Raw genomic sequence first — 20513 nt, forward strand, 5'->3', positions numbered from 1 at the left:
CCTGATGTGTACGTTGAGGGTGTACGCATTATGTGGCCAGTACGAAATAAGTAAAGACTAATTTACGTACATGCCTGCGGCCCCAGTACGTAGACGGTCGTTTTCGGACAGTTCGTCTTGAAAAATCAAGACGAAATTGAATGTGTATGGGGCAATCTGGCGCGGGCCCGGTGGTTAGTTGATATGCATCGTTTCCTAACCCAGGGACGGCGACTTTCTATGCATTGATTCTCCATGAGCACTGCACGCGACTTGCTTCGGCTGGAAGTACCGGTCTGTTAGACTGATGACGATTTAAGACGACTTCGATCCATTGCGGTTGAGTGCCAATGCCATGACTACTGAACAGTGGGTAACCGCCGAGCAAGTCGCCCAGCATCTGGGCGTGGTGAAGGATACCGTCTACCGCTGGCGGGAGCGCAAGGGGCTGCCCGCGCACAGGATCGGCCGGCTATGGAAGTTTCAACTCTCCGAAGTGGATGAGTGGGTACGTGCCGGCGGTGCCGACGAGGAGGATGCAGGGCAAGGCAAACGGGAAAATTCATGAGCATGAACGAGGCGGATACCCGCTATCACCTGATCGACCCACTGCTGCGTGCCAAAGGCTATGTCAGCCGCGATCAGGTCACACTGGAAACCATCCTCACTCCAGCCCCGGTGGAGCCCAGCGGCCCCAAAGGCCGCCGTCGCAAGGGTCCGGGCCGCACCGACTATCTGCTCTGCGTTCAGGTGGGCGGGATGCCCAGATCCCTGCCCGTCGCCGTGCTGGAAGCCAAAAAGGAAAGCGAAGACCCGCTCAAGGGCATGCAACAGGCCAAGGGCTATGCCGACTGCCAGCGCTTCGACGTCAAGTACGTCTTTTCGACCAATGGCCATCGGTATGGCGAGTTTGACTGCTTCACCAATCTGCAAGGCGGCCCATTCCCAGCCGCCAACTTTCCATCGCACCCGGACCTGACGGCCCGCTATGTCAAGGACACAGGCATCGACATGACCAGGCCAGAGGCAGGGATGCTGTTCCAGGCGGACAGCCCGGCGTGGTCGCTATCCCGTTACTACCAGGATGCGGCCATCCGCGCCGCCTTCGAGAAGATCCTGATCGACCAGCAGGCCGGCAAACCGCCCCGTGTACTGCTGACGCTGGCCACTGGTGCAGGCAAGACCATCATCGCCACAAACTTGCTCTGGCGCCTGAGCCAGGCCGGGCAACTGCCTAAGCCGGCACTGTTCCTGTGTGATCGCGATGAACTGCGCGAGCAGGCTTACACCAAGCTCAAGGCAGCCTTCGGCGACAACGCGCGCATCGTCAGGACGGAAAAAGGCAGCAACGCGGCCCAAAACGCCCGTATCCACATCGCCACCTACCAGACGCTTGGGCTGGATGATGAGGAAGGCTTTGCCAGTTTCCTCACCGAGCACTATGGCGAAGATGCATTCAGCGTCATCATCATCGACGAGTGCCACCGTTCGGCCTGGGGCCGTTGGTCGGAAGTGCTCAAACGCAACCCCAAGGCCATCCACATCGGCCTGACGGCCACGCCGCGCAAACTTGAAGAGTCAAAAAACGCCAACGCCGAAGACCAGGAGATCACTGCCAACAACCGGAAATACTTTGGCGAGCCAGTCTATGAATACACTCTGATCCAGGCTCAGGAAGACGGATATCTAGCTGCCTGCGAAATCGTCAAACGCAAGGCCAGCATCGACAGCGCCGTGTTCACCAAGGCCGAAATTCTCAAGGCCGGCGTGCGCGATATCAAGACTGGCAAGCAGCTCACCGAAGCCGACCTCACTAAGGATGAGTACTCCGGCAAGGATTTCGATGACGAGCTGTTCATCGAACTGCGCACGCCCAAGATGTGCGTAGACCTGTTCGAGTTGCTGCGCGGCAATGGAGGGCCGGAACAGAAAGCCATCATCTTCTGCACTCGCGAGATCCACGCCGATCGCGTCGCCCAGCATATGAACAACCTATACACGCACTGGTGCAAGGAGCAAGGGCAGACACCCAAGGACCACTATGCCTTCAAATGCATGGGCGGGACGAACAACGGCTCGGACATGATTGAACCGATGCGCGGCTCCGGCGAGCGCGCCTTCATCGCCTGCACGGTAGACCTGCTGGAAGCGGGCGTGGACATTGAGCGCCTGAACGCCGTGGTGTTCTTCCGCTATCTGCAATCGCCCATCAAGTTTTACCAGATGGTAGGGCGCGGCACCCGCATCCATGAAGAAACCCAGAAGTACAAGTTCTGGCTCTACGACTACACCGACGTCACCCAGCTGTTTGGCTCCGACTTCATCACCAAACCGCCGCGCCCCGGTGGAGGGGGCAAGGGAGGGGGTGACGATGGCGGCGACAAAGGGGGGGGTGGAGATGAGGGCCCCGCCGTGGCCGAAATCGGCGGGCAATCAGTCGTCATCAATGCGCAGGGCCGCTTCATCCTCAGTCGTCGCGACGGGCGCGACACTCCGATCCCCGTGGACGAGTACCGCCGCGAGGTCGTTCAGCGCGTCATTGGTGAGGCACACAACATCGACGAATTCCGCGCGCTCTGGATCGAAACCCAGAAGCGCCGCCAACTCATTGACCACCTGCTGGGCGACAACTTCAGCCCCGAGGTGATCCGCGAAATCGACCAAATGAACGACTTCGCCCTTTACGACTTCTTCGGCCACCACGGCTATCACGCACGCGCCTTGAAGCGCCTCGAACGCGGCGCGCTGTTCATCACCCACAACCAGCCCTGGTTTGACGGGATGGACGGCAAGGCCGCCATAGTGCTCAAGGGCTTGGGCCACCAGTTCACCCAGGGTGGTACCGACGCGCTGGAAACCCCGGCGTTGTGGGATGTGCCTGAGATCAGGCTGGCCGGTGGGTTGAATGCGCTGCGGCCCTTGGGCAAACCAGTGCAGGTGATGCACGAGGCCAAGGGGAGGTTGTTCGGGGTATGAACGACTGCATGACACTAGGCGAAGTGCTGCTGGACATCCAGGCTGGAAAGAGCTTCCAGACAGCCGAGGTACTGGCGCGTCCCGATGAACTGGGTGTATTGAAAGTAAGTGCCGTAACGTGGTCAGACTTTCGCGCTGACGAGGCCAAGGCGTTGAAAGAAGCATATGAGCCCGCCGAAAGCCACAAGGTCAAGAAGGGTGACTTTCTCATCTCTCGCGCGAACACGAAGGAGTTTGTCGGCGCGGTGGTCCTCGTCGATAGGGACTACCCATTCAGATTGCTTTCTGACAAAACACTTCGTCTGGTCTTGGATGAGGATCGTGTCTGCAAGGACTTTCTCTTGTTCGCGTTGCGGTCATCAAGTGCGCGAAACCATATTGAGCACTTTGCAACAGGCACTAGCGACTCAATGCGGAATATCTCCCAAGGAGTAATCACGTCCATTCCACTCAACTTGCCAAAGCTCAATGAGCAACGCGCAATCGCCGCCCGTCTGAAAGCTCAATTTTCCGAAGTGGAAAAGGCGCGACTTGGGGCAGAGGCGCAGTTACGCGAGATCAGCGCACTGCCTGCAAAGCTACTTGCTCAAGTTTTTTAGAATTGAATATGGGCCGACCAAAAAAGACCGAAAAGCAACCTAAGGCCATCGCCTCCACGCAGTCGCTGTCCAGCTTCGTCAAGAGCATCTGCGATGTGATGCGCCGCTCCAACTGCGCCAGCGCGTTGCAATATGTGCCGGAGCTGACTTGGATTTTGTTTCTGCGTATTCTGGATGCACAGGAGTCACGCGACCACGAGAAAGCGGAGGTGGTGGGGGCGAGCTTCTCACCGGCATTGCGTAGTCCGTACCGGTGGCAGGACTGGGCTGCGCCGTACTCCGACAAGCCCGATCACCCCAAGACCCCAGAAGGCGAACTCTGGGGCTGGAAACGACAGGAACTGTTCGCGGCGGGCGACGGCAAGCTGTTCGACTTCATCAACAAGGAACTGCTACCGCACCTGCACAGCCTGGACATTGACACTCGCACCGGTCTGCCCAACCCGAATGCCAGCCGCAAGCAGCGCATCATTGGCCGCATCATGACGGCAGTCGAACGGGTGCGCGTGGACAGCGAAACCAACCTGCGCGACATCCTCGACAAAGTTCACGAGATCCATATAGACCATGTGGACGACACCCATTTCTTCACCCTATCGCAGGTGTATGAAGACTTGCTGCTGAAGATGGGTGAGAAGAACTCGGACGGTGGCCAGTTCTTCACCCCGCGGGAGGTGATCCGGGCGATGGTGCACACGGTGAATCCTTCGTTGGGGCACACGGTGTATGACCCCTGCTGTGGCACGGGGGGCTTTCTCGCCATCGCCTACGAGCACATCGCCCGCAAGCTGGGGGCGAGCCTCACCAGCACCGACATCGACGCGCTGAAGCATGACACCTTTTTCGGTCGCGAGAAGGAGAACCTTGTTTTCCCCATCGCGCTGGCAAATTTGGTGCTGCACGGAATCGACCAGCCCAACCTGTGGCACGGCAACTCGCTGACGCGCCGCGCCACCTACGGCGCGCTGTTCGAAGAAGCGCCTAGACAGTTCGACGTGATCCTGACCAACCCGCCCTTCGGAGGGAAGGAAGGCAAGGACGCGCAGAAGAACTTTGCCTTCGAGACTAGCGCCACGCAGGTGCTGTTTGTGCAGGACATTCTGGGCGAGCTGGCGCCGCAAGGTACCTGCGCCATCGTGCTGGATGAAGGCCTGCTGTTTCGCACCAACGAGAGCGCCTTCGTCGACACCAAGCGCAAACTGGTGGATGAGTGCGATCTCTGGGCCGTCGTCAGCCTGCCAGGCGGGGTGTTCTCCACAGCCGGCGCTGGCGTTAAGACCAACCTGCTGTTCTTCACCAAGGGCAGGAAGACCGAGCAAATCTGGTACTACGACCTCGCCCATGTGAAGGTGGGCAAAAAAACGCCACTGACTCTGGCACACTTCGGCTTTTCGCCCAATGGCGATGTGCTGCCGGATGCCGCGCTGCCGGATATCCTGACTGCCGAGTGGCAGAGTATTGAGGCCAATGTCGGCAAGCCCTTTCCCAGCTACGCGCGCATGCTGGCAAAGCGCGGCACCCCAGACGGGCACGGCCGCTATTCGTGGACGGTGGATTTCGCTGCCCGCCGTGCCAAGGCCCGCGCCGAGATGCAGCCACTGCTCGATGAGGCTTCCACTCTCAAGTCCACCGTGGTGGACCTCAAGGAGCAACTCAAGCGGCTGAAGAAGGATAAGGCCGCCATGGTTGAACTCGACACGCTGGACGCGCAGATCCGCGAGAAGGACAAGGCCGCCCACGATCTTGAAGCCCAGGCGGCCGCCATCGATGCAGCGGTGTTCGACCTGAAGGCCGTCAACCCCAATGCCGTGACCAAGGTCGACGAGCGCACACCGGCGCAGATCATCCAGAACGTCCAGGACCAGGCGCGCATTGTTTCCGAGGCACTAGCGCGGCTGAACGCGCTGATGGTAGCGGCGAACTGAGAGCTGAAACGGCCAACGAACAAGGGAGTGAAATGAGTTCAAGCAAAAAGGGTCAGATCGACAGCGGCAAGATCTTCATTGGTGAGGTTTTCTCGCGCTTCTGGTTCCGCATCCCGGATTACCAGCGGGCCTATGTGTGGGGCAAGGATGAGATTTCCGAGCTAATCGACGACGTGAACTACGCCAGCGAGCACAACCCTGAGGGGCAGTATTTCCTGGGCTCGATGGTACTGCGCAAGGCGACGCGTACAGCGGACGATGTGAGTTTCGAGGAATACGAGTTGCTCGACGGCCAGCAACGACTGACCACCCTGATGCTGATGCTCGCCTGCATTCGGGACAGGGTGACGGATGCCAAACTCAAGGGCGCGTGCCGTGAGATGCTGTATCAGGAAGAGAACAAGTGGAAGAAGATTCCTGGCCGCAATCGGATTGTCTATGACATCCGCGACAACGTGGGCGCATTCATCGGGCGCTACGTCAAGGCCGACGACGGCTCGGGCAGCGCAGACTTGCCTGGCATCGCTGCAAGCAAGAACCTGTCGCTGGCGAACATGGCTGCGGGCATACAAACCATCCATTCCAGTTTTGACGATGCCGAACGTTTCCCGTCTGCAGACGACTTCGACCGTTTTGTCGGCTATTTGCTGAACAACGCGCTGTTCATCTATGTATCAACGGAGGATCTAGACGATGCATTCCGCCTGTTCACCATCCTCAACGACCGGGGTATTCCGCTGTCGAACAGCGACATCCTGAAGGCCAAGAACCTGGGTGCGATCACTGGTGAGAAGGATCGCGGCAGGTGGGCCGAATACTGGGAGGAGGTCGAGGGTGAAATGGGACGCGATGAGTTCGACCGCTTCCTGTCATTAGTGCGAACCATCTACGTCAAGGACAAGGCGCGCGAGGGCCTGCTCAAGGAATTCGACGAGCGGATTTACGGCTCCAAGCCGCCACTGCTGGCGCTGGGAACGCACACCTTCGAGGCGGTGAAGGCCTACAAGGACGCCTACGACGAGGCTATCCAGTTCGACGGACTGCCAGCCAGTCTGGGCAATGCCTACCGGAACCGCATTAATGTGATGCGTCGGGGCCTGCCTGCTACCGACTGGATTCCGCCTGTGCTTGCCTGGTATCGCAAGTTCAAGGCGCAAAAGCTGCTCGATCTGATTGAACGGATCGACAATAAATTCTCGGCCGACTGGATTGTTCAGCTGACGCCCACGCAGCGGATCAGCAACATGAACGAGGTGCTCAAAGCCATCGAGGCGGCGGCGACACCTGACGCAGTGCTCGCTGGCAAAGTGTTTGAATTTGACCGCAAGCAGCTGGCCACTCTGCTGGATGGCGCAATCTACGGACGGCGATTCGCCAAGTACGTGCTGCTGCGGCTCGAGTATCTGCTAGCCAGCCACGCAGCCCCGTTGAATCTCCCGGATGAGATCAGCGTCGAGCACATTTTGCCGCAAACTCCGGCCAAGACCAGTAAGTGGGTCAAGGACTTCACCGAGGATGAGCGCGAGGCGTGGTTGCACCGGCTAGGCAACCTGATGTTGCTGTCTCGACGCAAGAACACTTCGCTCGGCAATTTGGATTTCGCCGACAAGCGAGTGCGCTACTTCGAGGATCGTGTCGAGAGCTTACCGAATTCACAGCGCTTGCTGGCAACGACCGCTTTCGCATTGAATGATTTGGCGTCTCGTCATAGGGATTTATTGGACCGGCTGAACACCTCTTACGAGGGCAAGCCATGACTGATCAGGTTCAACCCCGCGAATCCCTCCACTTTGAAAGCACTGACAGTCGCACAGCCCTGCCGGTAGGCAAGATCGTTGACGGCGAGGTCTGTGATCTCAACGATGTGGGGATCAGCTGTTGACTCCAAATACTGCGTGCGGGTGGCTTGGCTAAGGGCCTTCATTACGTTCATCGCGCCCTACGCCATCAATACTGTTCCGTGCACGGTACCGGGCATCCTCCCAGGTGCTATTGGCGTCCGCGAGCCTGCGCTCCCCGCTGCGTATGCCGTCTGGCCCGTGCCTACGCTCATTGGCTGTGCCATTGGAGGCTGGAGCTTCTATCGTGACCACTATTGCGGCGACATAGAATGGGATTTCTATGAGTAGCTCTCATCATAGGCGCGACCTGGGCGCCAATTAGTCGAACATACCTGGCAACCTGAAAATCTAACGCCGAGCGAAGGATTATGAAATTTGCAATCCCGTGCCCGGAGCGCTCAAGAACGTCTGGGCCGGGCAATCTGCAATAGAGTTTCCAGCAGCTTGAAGCACGGGAAGGGGGTTCTTACACATTCACATGCCTAGCCGGCCACGAAATCGCTGGCGTGCTCCAGTAGCGGAAAACCTGAGATCCTCTTCGAACTAGGCGCTTTAGCGCTTCTCGATGCCCCCCCCATCAGAGGGGTGGTCTGCTAGCCAAGCACAACCGATGCTTAACCTCGCAGTCGTGTCTATTGACGTGACAAATAATTATCAAGAGGCAAGAGGTCAAATGAGCACGGGCAATGGAACGGTTGCGACGCTAGGTCAGGCAACCCAAGGCAGGCCTCGCGGCGAGCAGAAGAAACCTATCGAGCAATTTAAACGCCGAGAGTCTGCGGAACTGGTGATTGCGTTCGCTGGCCCGATTGGCTCGGGCATTAAGAGCGTAATCGACCAGGCCGATCAGCGATTGCAGGCGTTAAATTACAAGGTCCATCGGATCAAGCTAAGCGGCTTCATTGATGCCGCACTGAGGGCCGGCACGATCAATCTCGGCGCTTTGCCCACCCTCGGCAAGGCAGACAGATACATTCGCCTTCAAGACGGTGGGTACGCCCTACGCGAGCGTTTCGCCCCAGACATATTGGCGGAATGGGCTGTTAGGGAAATTGTAGGCGTTCGCGCGGAAGGGATGCCCGCCGAGTTGGACGAACGACCGAAGGACTTCGTTCCGGTGAAAGTTGCATATTTGATCGATCAGATCAAGCATCCAGCCGAGGTCGAGTTGCTTCGAGCGGTCTATCGAAATCTTTTCTACCTTGTAGGGGTTGTCAGCGTTGCCAGCAGCCGAGAGCAAAGGCTGCTACAAGAAGGCGTTGCGATGGCCAACGTCTCTGAATTGATGGAGCGCGACCGGAGGCAGGAGCATGAGAACGGGCAGCAACTTGATAAGGCACTGCAGTTGGCCGATTTCTTTATACGGAACGACCGAGGCAACCTCGATCCAATTAAGGAACAGATCGCTAGATTTCTCTCACTCTTGCACGGCGAAAACGGGATCACGCCGAGTCGACAGGAGTATGGCATGTACGTGGCATACGCCGCCGGCTTGAAGTCTGCGTGTATGTCACGTCAAGTTGGAGCAGCCATCGCCAACGCAGAAGGCGAAATCATTGCTACGGGGTGTAATGACGTACCAAAGGCTGGTGGCGGCCTGTACGTCACCGAGGATGGCCAGCACGACCATCGTTGCGTGCACAGGGAAGAGCAAGTTTGCTTCAATGACCGGGAGAAGGCGGCGCTTAGGGAGGCTATGGAAGGTTCATTGAGAGACGCATTGGCAAGCGCTGTTCCCGACAAGGCAAGCGATCCAGCAGTCCTCGACGCAGTGATGGCGGCAGTCTACAGCGCATCTAGGATCAAAGACCTGATCGAATTCTCCCGTGCGGTCCACGCCGAAATGGAAGCAATCATCTCGTTGGCCCGTGGTGGCGGGACAGGACTTACCGATGCGGTTCTTTACTCAACTACGTTCCCTTGCCACAGCTGTGCGCGTCATATCGTCGCAGCAGGAATTAAACGGGTCTACTACATTGAGCCGTACGAGAAGAGCTTAGCGAAGAGCTTACACTCCGACGCCATTCAATTCGACACTGAAGAGTCCGGAGCTGGGGCAGGTACTCGAAGGGAAGCCGGCACGGAGCATGTCAAGTTCATCCACTTCGAAGGAATCGCGCCTAGGCAGTATCTGCGATTCTTTACAATGAACTCCCGCAAGGATCGCACTGGCAAAGTTATCAAGATCGTACCAGCGCAATTGCCTAAAGCCGTCAACGAATACCTTGATGACTACCGAGACTTCGAAGCGAAGGTTGTGGCACACTTGTCCGAGATCCTGCCGGACGATGGGCAAGAAGAAACTGCTTGACTGGGGCCTCGTCTAGGCACTACCCTCGCGCCACCGAAGTGAGGAGCATCATGAAGAATCGTTCATTCGAACAACTCGAACTCGACTTCTCAGCCTCAGCGCGTCAGCCGGCACCCGAACGGCCTGCGACATTGATTCTGGCCTACTCTCGGCCTACTGAGCGCCGCGAGGATTCGAAGCACCACGACCGGAAGCTAAGGCTTTTTGACGGACTGACCTCTTACGCCCGCACACTTCCTTGGTAGTGTAAGCGTTAGCCGAGGGGGCTCCCTGGCGCCCGCATCACATCCGCCTGTCCCGACGTAGTCGGGCCAGGCTCCTCTCAAGATGCAATTGGCCGATCCTATTGCCAATTTAAAGCGCAGCAAGAATCACTCTAAATTGCAAGCACCCGCAAGGACACGCGCTTGCGCGACATCCTCCTGACGGGACGATCCGTTCGACTACTACTGCGGTGATATTGCGCGGGGTAACCTCAGAGTAGCCTTTCAACGGCGGGGGGTGGTGCGCTGTCGGCACGTGCATTAGTCCGGTAGATAAGCAGTGACATCGAACTGAACCGTAGACGCCGCTGGTACAGCAGGCTCCTTCAACCACGCCGCAACTGGGCCATGTCACGCCTCATCATCTAGTGTCGGCGGGTCGCTGCTGAAACCAATACTAGCTATCAGGGCGCGTCCGTAGCGCGGTGGCTGAAACGCGACCGAGCAGGAGGCAATGCGCCCTGAAGCGACCAGTGTCACGACAAAATCGAACTCTCTGTCCGACAGCTCAACAACGCCGTCCATCACAGGCTTGACGCGAATAAAGCTTCCGACCGACGGGATCTGAGCTTGACCCACGAAGGGTTCGGTGACTGGAAACATGTGAATCGAAAAGCCCGAGACGCCTGACACCGGCTCGGTCAACTCGCCTTCGAGCACTAACCAAGCACTCCCCTTCCGCTCGCGCAGTCCGCCGCGATGGCGTTCGGCGAGCACGTGAAGAGAGGCTCGCCAGCCGGTAATAATGCCCTCGCGAGTCAATAATGTACTTTGGGAAAGACCTCTTTGTACCTTTTTAATCACTTCAATCCGGAGCGACTTGTCATGGACGCAGAGAAGTAGTCAGAGATTCCCTCTACTGCCTCCCGCGTAGTTGACGCACGTGGCAGCAGCTACTGGCCGCTAGCGCCCGCCCCAGCAAACTCGGTGAGCGCAATAGCCCAAATCGCCTCCGCAACACCGCGCGAGCGAAATGCTTACTAGCCTTCTGGATGAAAGCTCGGCCAATCCAAACTTGTAACATCCCTCAGCCCCCTACCTTCGTAGGGTATGCCACTAAGAATCCAAAGCCGATTCACTGCCTGGTAACCTTGAGTTATCAATGGATCATATGCACATTTTTCTCGTGTCGTATGTCTGCTACAGGCCGACATCCTGACGGGCAGACACGGATACAAAACCGGGTACAAATCCGGGTATGAGCCTAGCCTCACAAACACAAGACCCATGAATGGAGCGTGAAGCCGGCCGAAATAATGGTTTAACGTCTGAACTGTCACGCCGACAGCCTCGCTGTGGGCGATCGCCGTCGCCGCCGACACGGAAGTATCTGAATCTGACATCCGCTAGCTTCCTCTGGGAGTGTCGAATTTCGACACTTTTGGGCCATTCCCTTGGCGTTTCACACTGTGGCAACCGGCCTGATCAGGTGATGTGGCTTGAAAGTATCACCCGGTGACAGTCACTCCGAGATCGGCGAGGAAGCCAAGGTTTGACATCGGCGCCGGGCGGCATGGCCTGTCCTGCCTTCATTCAATGAGTTACTTGTGGGCCCGACAGGGCATCAGTCCACGCTAAGCCGTCTTCTGGGGCCGGATGACGTGGCTCGTCATCCGGCCGAGCATTCTCACGGCGCCCACATTCCAGCGAAGCGAGTAGGCGCCGGCAGCCGTCGGCAGTTGGTCCCGCCCCTCTGGCCCGAAGGTAAAGTTGCGCCCGCAGCTCATTGCTTGCCTTCGGGATGACGTCGTACTGTGTGTCGTCAATTGGTACTTTGAGCGTGAACATGCCTCTCAACATCCGGAAGGCTGACATGTTCGGGTGAATAGCCCTCCCGGCGTCAAGTGCCTCCAGCAGGTACGACTGGCGTGCCTCGTCGCTTCCCTTGATGTGGGAGAGGACCTCGCCGGCAAGCCTATCGGCCAAGGAGGACCTGGTCTGCCGGCATGCGTCCAGGAAGTCCTCAACCTGACCAGTTCGCTCACCCAGGACGGCAGCGATGCTGGGGGCAAGGCGCTCGAGAGTCCATTCATTTCCGCACCACGCAAGTAGTGTCCCATTAGCAACGAGCGCAAGAAACTCAGTGAGGTGCCTTGGCGTCAGGGCAGAAACCAATGCCGCGCCGAGTTCCTCTGGTGGTCGCGCTTTCTCAACAAGCTCCCCACCAATCTCCAAGAGCGCGGGCCAGGCGGCTTCTGAGTGCATGGCGCCCAAATGACGGATGATCTCGTTGGGGTAAGAAAAGCGGCGCCATTGCTGAAGATAATGGCCGATCGGCTTGCTCAAGAGTGAAAGAGGCACCATGCGAATCAGCAGTTCGCTAAACCCCGACATCGCATAGCGCGTCGAATCGTCGTACCACTTTGTATTGGCTGCTTGGTCGTACTGAGCCTCAAGTTGCCTGACAACGGCCGTATCGGAGATGTACAAGCCTTGGCGCACGAGTCCTCGCAGTGCCCCAACCGTCCCATAGACGTCCATCAAACCACTTGTCAGAGCGCGATGCACCGGCTCGACGACACCCGCACTGGGAATGCTCGCTACGATGCCAGCAAGGCGACCGACGTAGTGCTCGGCCTCTCGAGCGTTCCACTTCTCGTTAGTGGACTTTTTCTCCTCGTAGGTCGTCACGAGTTTGCTCAGCCTCTGCCCGATGGCTTTGGCCGACTCATCTGTCCAGTGTTGGAATGTATCGTCAGGCTGCCGAAGTTCGCGGCCTAACCGCCGACGTTGATCTCCCTCCTGGATATCAGTACTAAGACTGCTGAACAGCCGCTCCCGCTGGCTGGCCCAAGGCAAGCTGACAATGCGGACAATCGCCTCAGGGACGAATTCCATAGCACTGGGGTGAGCCATCAGTTCCAGCAGACCCGGTAGGGAATCAGCCCCCCACTTTGCCAAAGCCGATGCCAGGTAGAGGCCCTCCTGAGGGTTATGCGGCCGATGCAACGTTCCCATCTTCGAGCATTGATCGACCTTTTCCCGGAAAGTGCTCCAGGCATCGAGGTGGCGGCGACACGTCTCCATCAGGAATGACCCGAACTCAGCCGGCGCGACATGGCTGGCGACGCCACAGAGATACACGCGGACCGTATCCTGCGGAACCTCCGCAGCCTCTACTTTCTCGGCAAACTGGGCCACAAGCTGCCGGACCGCATCAACTGTGGGTTGCCATTGATTGGCCATTCTGGCGCTTCCGTCGTCTCGCCCCATTCGCCGCAACACCAAGTCAACCAACTGCGCTGCCTCGTTGTAGGAGGCCGACTGGCCACGCTGCATGACCACGTTCAGCAGGTCACCCCCGGGCACATGTGCAAGCAGGTATCCCACCTGCCTGTGCCTTTCGTGGTCAATGTCCGATAGTGTCCCGCGACCAGCTTCGCCATACTCCAGCCACGAGGTGACGCTGCGCTCGATTTGATTGCGGTCCGCCAATGGCCCCAGGACCTCGCCACTGAGTTTCTTGAAGTCCTGTCCCTGCAGAGCGATCCATGCTTGTTCGAAGACGTCGGTCTTGACGTCCGTCGAGGTCTCTTGCAGGTATTCACTGACCCATTCAGGCACCTCGCGCGATTGCACGGCGAGCTGCCGAGCAAGGTTCAACAAGCGCTCGGGTGCATTGGTCCGTGCGATGGCAACCAGAGGAGCATCATTTCCGTGATGCTCACGACCGTGCAAGTGCTTGAAGACAACATCGAGCGCACGTGGCCCAACCTCATTGGGCAAGGCCAGAGCAAGTTGCAACTGTGCGTTGTCAGACGTGTCGCTGGCAGCGATGCTAAGGAGACGCTTACGTACCGCGTCACCGGCGTATCCATCTTCCAAGGCGTACTGGACGTGGCTCATGAGGTTGTGTTCTATCTGGACCTCAACTGGCGCATCCAACCAGGCCTGCAATGGCACATCCGAGGCCGGGAAGTGCCAGAACAAGGCGGAAATCGCTGCGGTCCGGACGGCGGGGTCAGGCTCATGTCGAGCCAGACTCACAAGGAACTCGTAGTTGTCCGCGTTATCAGCCATCTCATGCACGAACTCCACTCGGAGGTCTGGCGGCCATGAGGCGACACGCTGAGCAGCCCCAGCTCCAAGTTGTGCGAGCGATATGGCGGAGCCGTTCAATCGGTATGTATGGAGGCGCGTTTGCTGGTCTTCGCTCTCCAGAAGTGGCCACAGCCGCTCAGCGAAGGCCGGTAGGCCAGACGCAATCTGGTAGGCGACTCCAAGGTCTCGAACCTCATCCATGGCGGATGCGGCCAGTTCATTGACGCGCGACACGAGTTGCTGGTGAAGCTCCGAGTCATCCGCGTAGCTAAGAGAGCTGATTCCAGCCAAATCGCAGGCAACTCCCAAGTCAATCGCTACGGCGGCCTTGACCATACGGACTCGGGCAGCAGCCGGGCCTCCCTGAGCTTTTAGCTTCCCAGCGACAAGGACGAGAGACTCGCTCCAGGCCGGCTGATTGACCGCTGTGCGCAGGAACGTTGGTGGGACGGCATCTTCAATGCATTCGCGTAGCACCCGAGTAGCGGCGAAGTACTCTTGGAAGCGCTGGTGGGCGAAACGAACCACACCGTCGTCGAGGTGCAAGAGATGATGGCTGACCAGTACGTCCAAGACCGAGGTCGGTCGTGGAAGTGCTCCAACTAGCTGTCGCTCGGCCAGCCGAGCAGCAGCACTGTGGATGGCTTGAAGTGCCTCGTCTCTGGAACAGTTGGTAGCCAGCCGTTGTGTGAGTAGGCAAGCAATCTCTTCAAGATACGCCCGTTGATGGCCATCTACAGGTGACACAGACAGCACAAGACTGCGCTGGTCATCCTCTTCGAAGGCCTGCACGGCGGCACCAAGAAGCTCAAGCATGCTCGAATATGCCACGACGCCCTTCCTGGCTTGTGCAATGAGGCCTCGAAGGATGAGCGGGCTCCTGGCCGCATGGCGCAGGCGCGTGTGCCTGGCTAGAAGGTCCACTAGCGACGCCGATCCGTCATCGCCAAGCTCAGCGCGAATAACAGCCGATTGCCCCTGCCATGTAAGTCCTCGAACCTCAATTTGCTTCGCGTTTGGCAAGCTAGGCGTGTCGCTTGAAGTCCGAGATACGGCAACAACGCTGATTGCTTCCGCCGCCGCCGTCAGCTGGATAAGTCCATCTCGGCAGACCAGCTTAGACAAGGCGGACATCTCGTTCCATCCATTGAGCATGATGACAAGGCGGCCAGCCTCTGCCAGCTTGGTCAGCTCCTCGGCAGTCACGCCGTTTGCCTGCGCCGCGGGAAGGCCGGTGAGGAATTCAAAGAGGCCCGAATTTGTCCGTCCCCAGACTGCCGCGTCCACGAACAGTGGAATACGGCGCTCGCTGTTTATGCAAGACGTGCAAAGGTCCAACAGGAACGTCGTCTTACCTATGCCGCCTGTTCCGAACAAAATGAGGTTGCCCCCGGATTCGATAACAGACGAAAGTTCAGAAGCGCTAGTTGGGCGTGGTTCTTGCCCTTCCTGCCTTTCGTGCACCTCCAGGGTGAGCGGCGCAACGAACCGAGGCATCTTCCAGCTACGCTTGCCGGCCTCGAGCAACGTCGCGGCCATAGCGCGCACACGAGCTAGGTCGGCATCGATCGGGAACTGACGCTGCTCAGGATGTCGAATCCTGAACACCTGCGCTGCTATCCATTGCTCAAGAGCCAGTTGCAATGCTTGCCTGCCAGGCTCTGTTGCTCGGAGTTGCCCGTAGATGTGCGATACGGCTAAGGCCACTCGGCCAGTGGCCAGCTTTCTGGTTTCGTGAGTGACCCTTTCAAACTCGATAGCAAGCTGCTCCTCTGCTCGCCTTGACATCTCAGGAACGTTGCCTGCCCGTGCTATCAACACCTCCATAAAGAGTTCAACGTTTTCGCCTTGGCGCAACCAGTTTCGAAACTCGTCAGACTGGAGCCCGGGAGGTAGACTGTCGATGGCCGCAAGCCTTTCGAGTTCTAACTTGACGAGGTGATGAAGGCTGCCTTGGCTGGCAAGGTCCTCGCCCTGCATGGCTCTTTCGCTGGCTTTGTGTCGACCGTACCTTGCGCCTGCGATGTTCAGGAGCTTCTTCAAGCCCCATCCAACTGGTGTCTTGATTATCGCGAGCCAGTCGAGGGCCATTCCTATACTCCCTCTCACTCATGGGCCGCGATTCGGGCCGTTTCGATTGTGGTCTGAAACACACGCTTGGCTAAATTTATGACGGCCGCCGTACGGCTGTCTTAAGCAGCGATTGAAGCACTGCCAGACCCGACAGGTCAATACCGGCACTTGGATTCGAACGACGCAGCGGCCTTATCCCATGCGGCGACTGCACGGAAATCGCGTGAAAGGCCGATCCCGGCCGATCACCGACAGCTGACACGCCGTCGCGCCCCGTCCTCCACGGCGGACCAGACGGGCAGTAACCAACCCGTAGCGGCCCCCGGCTCCTAGTAAGGTCCACCGCTTACAAGACTTGGCGGAGGCGATGTGTTTAATCCAAAAAGCCTAGACAAGGGCTTCAGGAGTGCGCCCCTGCCAGATTGCCAGCGTCATACCGAGCGCCTTCGGGTACTTGAGGCAGCACGTCATGTGTGGGGGCATCTTTGGGGGCATATTCGAAATAATACGAGCCAGGATGGCCAATTTATGCGACTTCTGAGCAGTTGTTCGGTAGTCCTTCGGCCACCAGTTTCGCTGTACAACAACGCACTTGAGACCGGCACGATATTTTTGCGCCGGGTGCAAGGATATGCTTGCCTGATGAAAAAGCCGACCTTGAGTCGGCTTTTTCATTTGTACAGCGCAAAGGCAGCTAAAAAGCTGAATCCGGAGGTGGACTACATGCCACACGCCTTCTCGCCCAAGCGGCCATACAGGTGGTCAAGAGGCCCGCGTTAGGAGAATTCGACCTATTTCCCTGGCACTGGCACTATCCCATTTCAAGTGCCCAGGGACTCACCATGTTCGGTATCGACTGCGAGAGAGAAAAAGAGCGTCCAGGAATCAGGGATTTATTTCTACAATAATCGATGATACCGATGATATCGGTACGGCTGCTTTTGAATGAGGATGCAGATCGATCAAGAAAAAAATGAAGTGCCAGGCCGGGGCGGTCCCGCACTTCATAAAGGGTAGAACGGAGGGTTACTGCGGTCCAACTAGAGGCCCGTTGTTTTAACTAGACTCGCCGGGAGTTTGATTCATCGCTCTACCGGCGACAATGAGAATATTCTGGAAAGGCGTGACGACTGGCGATATCCACCTGCCGAACTTCTCCTTCCAATTTCTTCCCCCGAACCGTGGGGAGTTATCGGCGACCTATCGGCCGGCCAACCCCAGCACCATCAAGGTGGTGAACCCGGTATTCTTTGAAGGCTGTATGCCCCTGGACAAAGTGCGGAATGTGCCCATGGGCAAGGAACTCGCCAGAGGTATCCAGGCTGGCACGGCGTCGAAGAAGGATTTTTCCTTTGAGATCCGCTGCGAAGGGAAACCCAACAAATTGCCGCCGGTCAAGGTCTACTTCCAGGGGGACTCGCCGGCCGCCGGCATGCTCAGGCTCTCCGATGCGGGGAAGCCGGGCGTCGCCAGCGGCGTGGGCATTGCTCTGACCAACAACCGGGGCGTGAAATTGCCCTTTAGCGGGGCCAGCACCATCGCGCTGGATTGGCGGCGCAGCGAGACCGGCGGCGAAGTCTATGGCTTCTCGGGCATTGCCAGCTATGCGCCGATCGGCGGGGAAGTGAAGCCGGGCAGGGCAAATGCCACGATGACCTATGTGCTCGACTACAACTGAGCATGCAGCCGCGCCGCTCCAGGACGTGCTCACACTAAACACGTCACTTCGCAAACTCCAGCGACTTCAATCACCAAGCCGCCATCTTGAGCGGAAACCATAGCGTGCCTTTTGCTTCGAACTCATCGCCGTTGCGCCGAACGTGCCGGATTGACGGCTCAGCGTGCGGGGTACGCGCGCGCCGCCACGCCACAAGCTCAGCCACCTGCAGGGGCGGCGCGAACCAATAGCCTTGCCCCCATTGCACGCCGTGCTGGCGCAGATACGTCACCTGTTCCTGGGTCTCGATGCCTTCGGCGATCAAGTCCAACTGCAGGCGCTGGCCGAGACGGATAATCGTCTCCAGCACGATGGCGTTCACCGACCCTGTGTCGATGCCTTTGACAAACGAGCGGTCGATCTTGAGGTAGTCCGCGTCGATCTGTTCAAGATAGGACAACGCGCTTTGGCCGGTGCCGAAGTCATCGAGCGCCCAATGAACGCCCAATGTATGCAGATGCTCGATATTGCGTTGCACCTGCTCGTCATCCGGCAGTGCTTCACGCTCGGTGACTTCCAGGACCAGGCACGGCCCGTTGGGCCCGAGTTTGCGCATGAGCCGCAGCACATCGTCGATGAACTCTGGCGTCGCCAGATGAGAGCCGCTGATGTTGACGCCGATGTGGTCTTGGGAACCAAGTCCCAAGCGGGAAATATCGGCGGCCACCAGATCGAAGATGTGCCGTGTCAGGTCCCCGATGAGGCCATTGTCTTCGGCCAGAGGGATAAAGAGGTCGGGCCGAATATGGCCGCGGTTCGGCCGCTGCCAGCGCACCAGCGCCTCTACCCCACTGAACTCCCCGGTGGCGAGCCGGACAATGGGCTGGTAGACCATGTGGAATTCCCGCTGGCGCATGCCTCGGTAGATTTCAGTGACCAGGGACATCCGTCGCTTGCAGAACAGATGGGCCAGATAGCCCGAGAGCAGCGCGGCCAGTACCAGGAAAGGCGCGTAGTGCCGCCACAGCTCACTGCGGTAGGAGGTGATCAACGCCGGGTCGACAGCAACGCGCACCTCGATCGGGAAGACGGCTGACTTGGCGACTCCCATGCTGTTCCGGTAGCTTGGGCCCGTCGGCGTTTGTATTGGGGCTCCGCTGGGAAGCTGTCGCTGCGAGTCGCTGAGCAGGATCTGGACCAGGAATTGACGGTTGTAGGAAGCAGCAGCCTGGATGTCCAGCAAATACTGCCCGTCAATCACGGCCAGCACACCCGAGCCATCGCCCACACCACGAGAGACGATGACCGCGGGACGGTCCTGCACCAGCGAGGTGTTCGCATTTGGGGTGATCTTCAGCCCTGTCGGCAGGCTGGGCATCGCGTCGAACTCCAGCTTGAGCGGTATATCGTCGAGCTTTCCCAGCACCGGAGAGCAGTAGAGCTTGTCGTGGCGCACGAGCACAAGCGAGCGAAGATACGTCCCCAGGGTGCTCGTCCGCGTGAGCTCGCCGATCACGTCCTGGCAAGGCTTGCCAAGCATGGCCGTGGCCTTGTCGGCATTGGCGGCCACGACCTGAAGCATGTTGTCCACTTGCCTCTGGATAGCTACAGCCGTCACAGAAGCTTCGCCGTCGGCGCGCTGTTTCGCCTGCAGGAAAACCAGTGGCACCATGGCCAACGGGATGACCAGGATGGCCGCGAGCACGATGGCCGCGTGCCAGTATTGCTCACGCCGGGGCTTGATAGTCTGCACGTCCGAGGCTCCTGCGCGCGCCGTGCGGTTCGAGGCCAGTCCCTCTCTCGGTTCCCCATACCTGGTGACGTGTTCGCGCCTTTTTGTTTTCTCGATTTCCTTGGCACCCGTCTCAAGGAGGAGACCGGTGGCGGGCACCCTGGCAAGCCAGGCATTCCGGAACAAGGCTGGGCTGACACCTCGCTTGTCCTGCTCTACTTCGGCTTGGATCCCGCATGATGCGGATCGGGTTCCCGTCGCAACGGAGCAAACCGCAAGTCTAAGCTACCCTGGCCAATGCGCAAACACAAGCGACTTCGCCGAGTCGCATGGGTCATCACCGTCCACGGTACCGCGCCCCAAAAGTGGCAACAGCGTCTTCGGGAAAGATGTCCCCACCGCTAAGTGTTTGTCCTTAGTTGCACCGAGCAACTAATGTACGGAGAATCTATTGTCGATATCCACTGACTCCTTTATTCCTCCATGTCGTCTTCTGACCATCCCATCCTCGAGTACCTGTCGTTCCGGTTGGACCGGTTGAGCGAGTTGAGCAAAGCGGCGGGAACGAAGTACTACGAAGAAGAGTTCGGCGTCACGGTGCGGGATTTGCGCGTGCTGCGGCTGGTTGCCTTGGAACCCGGGCTGACACTGAGCCGGCTTATCGAGCTATCCTTGCTCGAAAAGACGATGGTGTCAAAGATCGTCAGCGCTCTTGTCAAGAAGGGGCTCCTGTACCGCGAGATCGGAGAACTCGATGCCCGGCAGATCAATCTGTTCCTGAGCGCCGAGGGAAAAAGCATGGTGAAGCGGACGTATGCGCGCGGCAACACGCTCGAAGAGGCTTTGCTTGGCACCCTGACCGAGTCGGAGCTCAAGACCTTTAACCGCTGCATCGACAAGCTGACGGACACGCTCGAACACCACGCGAAGAACGCCGGCAGCGCCAAGCCGAAGCGGGCCGCATAGATTCGTCAATCCCCAGCCGGGGTATCCATGTTCCATCCATCGTTCCGCCAGCCATTCCCATTGGTGCCGGATGCCCTGGCCAAGGACTGGGAAGCCATGCGTCCAGCAAACGATCCTGGCCCCAACCGCCGCAGGCGCTAGCCTGAGCAG

The 20513-nt window shown here is 58.4% G+C and carries 11 protein-coding genes; 8 read left to right on the plus strand and 3 right to left on the minus strand.

Features of this window, described 5'->3' with window-relative positions; all coding sequences use genetic code 11:
• Positions 1-334: 334 nt before the first annotated feature.
• From ACGLHR_RS13950 to ACGLHR_RS13975, 6 genes are all read left to right on the plus strand, one after another.
• Entirely contained in the window at positions 335-547 is a 213-nt protein-coding gene (locus ACGLHR_RS13950) for a helix-turn-helix domain-containing protein (RefSeq protein ID WP_400094515.1), read from the plus strand.
• Entirely contained in the window at positions 544-2955 is a 2412-nt protein-coding gene (locus tag ACGLHR_RS13955) for a DEAD/DEAH box helicase family protein (RefSeq protein WP_400094516.1), read from the plus strand. Before ACGLHR_RS13950 ends, ACGLHR_RS13955 begins: the two co-directional genes overlap by 4 nt.
• Positions 2956-2963: 8 nt before the next feature.
• Complete coding sequence (locus ACGLHR_RS13960) at positions 2964-3554, plus strand: restriction endonuclease subunit S (protein ID WP_400094517.1); 591 nt, start codon at positions 2964-2966, stop codon at positions 3552-3554.
• Between the two features lie 8 nt (positions 3555-3562).
• A complete protein-coding gene (locus tag ACGLHR_RS13965) occupies positions 3563-5479 on the plus strand; it encodes an N-6 DNA methylase (protein WP_400094519.1) in 1917 nt (638 codons plus the stop codon).
• Positions 5480-5511: 32 nt separating this feature from the next.
• Positions 5512-7236, plus strand: a complete 1725-nt coding sequence (locus tag ACGLHR_RS13970) for a DUF262 domain-containing protein (RefSeq protein WP_400094521.1) — start codon at positions 5512-5514, stop codon at positions 7234-7236.
• A 757-nt stretch (positions 7237-7993) separates the two neighbouring features.
• Complete coding sequence (locus tag ACGLHR_RS13975) at positions 7994-9631, plus strand: anti-phage dCTP deaminase (RefSeq protein WP_400094522.1); 1638 nt, start codon at positions 7994-7996, stop codon at positions 9629-9631.
• Positions 9632-10245: 614 nt separating this feature from the next.
• Here ACGLHR_RS13975 and ACGLHR_RS13980 read toward each other — a convergent pair.
• On the minus strand, positions 10246-10698 hold the full coding sequence (locus ACGLHR_RS13980; RefSeq protein WP_400094524.1) for a hypothetical protein: 453 nt from the start codon (positions 10696-10698) through the stop codon (positions 10246-10248).
• A 729-nt stretch (positions 10699-11427) separates the two neighbouring features.
• Positions 11428-16026, minus strand: coding sequence for an NACHT domain-containing protein (locus ACGLHR_RS13985; RefSeq protein ID WP_400094525.1), 4599 nt, complete (start codon positions 16024-16026; stop codon positions 11428-11430).
• 1105 nt (positions 16027-17131) lie between these two features.
• Between ACGLHR_RS13985 and ACGLHR_RS13990 the strand changes: the two genes are divergently transcribed.
• On the plus strand, positions 17132-17686 hold the full coding sequence (locus ACGLHR_RS13990; RefSeq protein WP_400094527.1) for a fimbrial protein: 555 nt from the start codon (positions 17132-17134) through the stop codon (positions 17684-17686).
• A 70-nt stretch (positions 17687-17756) separates the two neighbouring features.
• Here the strand turns inward: ACGLHR_RS13990 and ACGLHR_RS13995 are convergent, their stop codons facing one another.
• On the minus strand, positions 17757-19418 hold the full coding sequence (locus tag ACGLHR_RS13995; protein WP_400094528.1) for an EAL domain-containing protein: 1662 nt from the start codon (positions 19416-19418) through the stop codon (positions 17757-17759).
• Between the two features lie 462 nt (positions 19419-19880).
• Between ACGLHR_RS13995 and ACGLHR_RS14000 the strand changes: the two genes are divergently transcribed.
• Positions 19881-20363 (plus strand): MarR family winged helix-turn-helix transcriptional regulator, encoded by a 483-nt coding sequence (locus ACGLHR_RS14000; protein ID WP_400094530.1) that lies wholly within the window; start codon positions 19881-19883, stop codon positions 20361-20363.
• The last annotated feature ends 150 nt before the right edge of the window (positions 20364-20513 follow it).

The sequence above is a fragment of the Cupriavidus sp. CuC1 genome (assembly GCF_044627735.1).
Taxonomy (GTDB): domain Bacteria; phylum Pseudomonadota; class Gammaproteobacteria; order Burkholderiales; family Burkholderiaceae; genus Cupriavidus; species Cupriavidus ulmosensis.

Excerpts from the sequence above, each read along its gene's own strand:
- ACGLHR_RS13950 (WP_400094515.1), top strand. The coding sequence starts at position 335 with ATGACTACTGAACAGTGGGTAACCGCCGAGCAAGTCGCCCAGCATCTG.
- ACGLHR_RS13955 (WP_400094516.1), top strand. The coding sequence starts at position 544 with ATGAGCATGAACGAGGCGGATACCCGCTATCACCTGATCGACCCACTG.
- ACGLHR_RS13960 (WP_400094517.1), top strand. The coding sequence starts at position 2,964 with ATGACACTAGGCGAAGTGCTGCTGGACATCCAGGCTGGAAAGAGCTTC.
- ACGLHR_RS13965 (WP_400094519.1), top strand. The coding sequence starts at position 3,563 with ATGGGCCGACCAAAAAAGACCGAAAAGCAACCTAAGGCCATCGCCTCC.
- ACGLHR_RS13970 (WP_400094521.1), top strand. The coding sequence starts at position 5,512 with ATGAGTTCAAGCAAAAAGGGTCAGATCGACAGCGGCAAGATCTTCATT.
- ACGLHR_RS13975 (WP_400094522.1), top strand. The coding sequence starts at position 7,994 with ATGAGCACGGGCAATGGAACGGTTGCGACGCTAGGTCAGGCAACCCAA.
- ACGLHR_RS13985 (WP_400094525.1), bottom strand. The coding sequence starts at position 16,026 with ATGGCCCTCGACTGGCTCGCGATAATCAAGACACCAGTTGGATGGGGC.
- ACGLHR_RS14000 (WP_400094530.1), top strand. The coding sequence starts at position 19,881 with ATGTCGTCTTCTGACCATCCCATCCTCGAGTACCTGTCGTTCCGGTTG.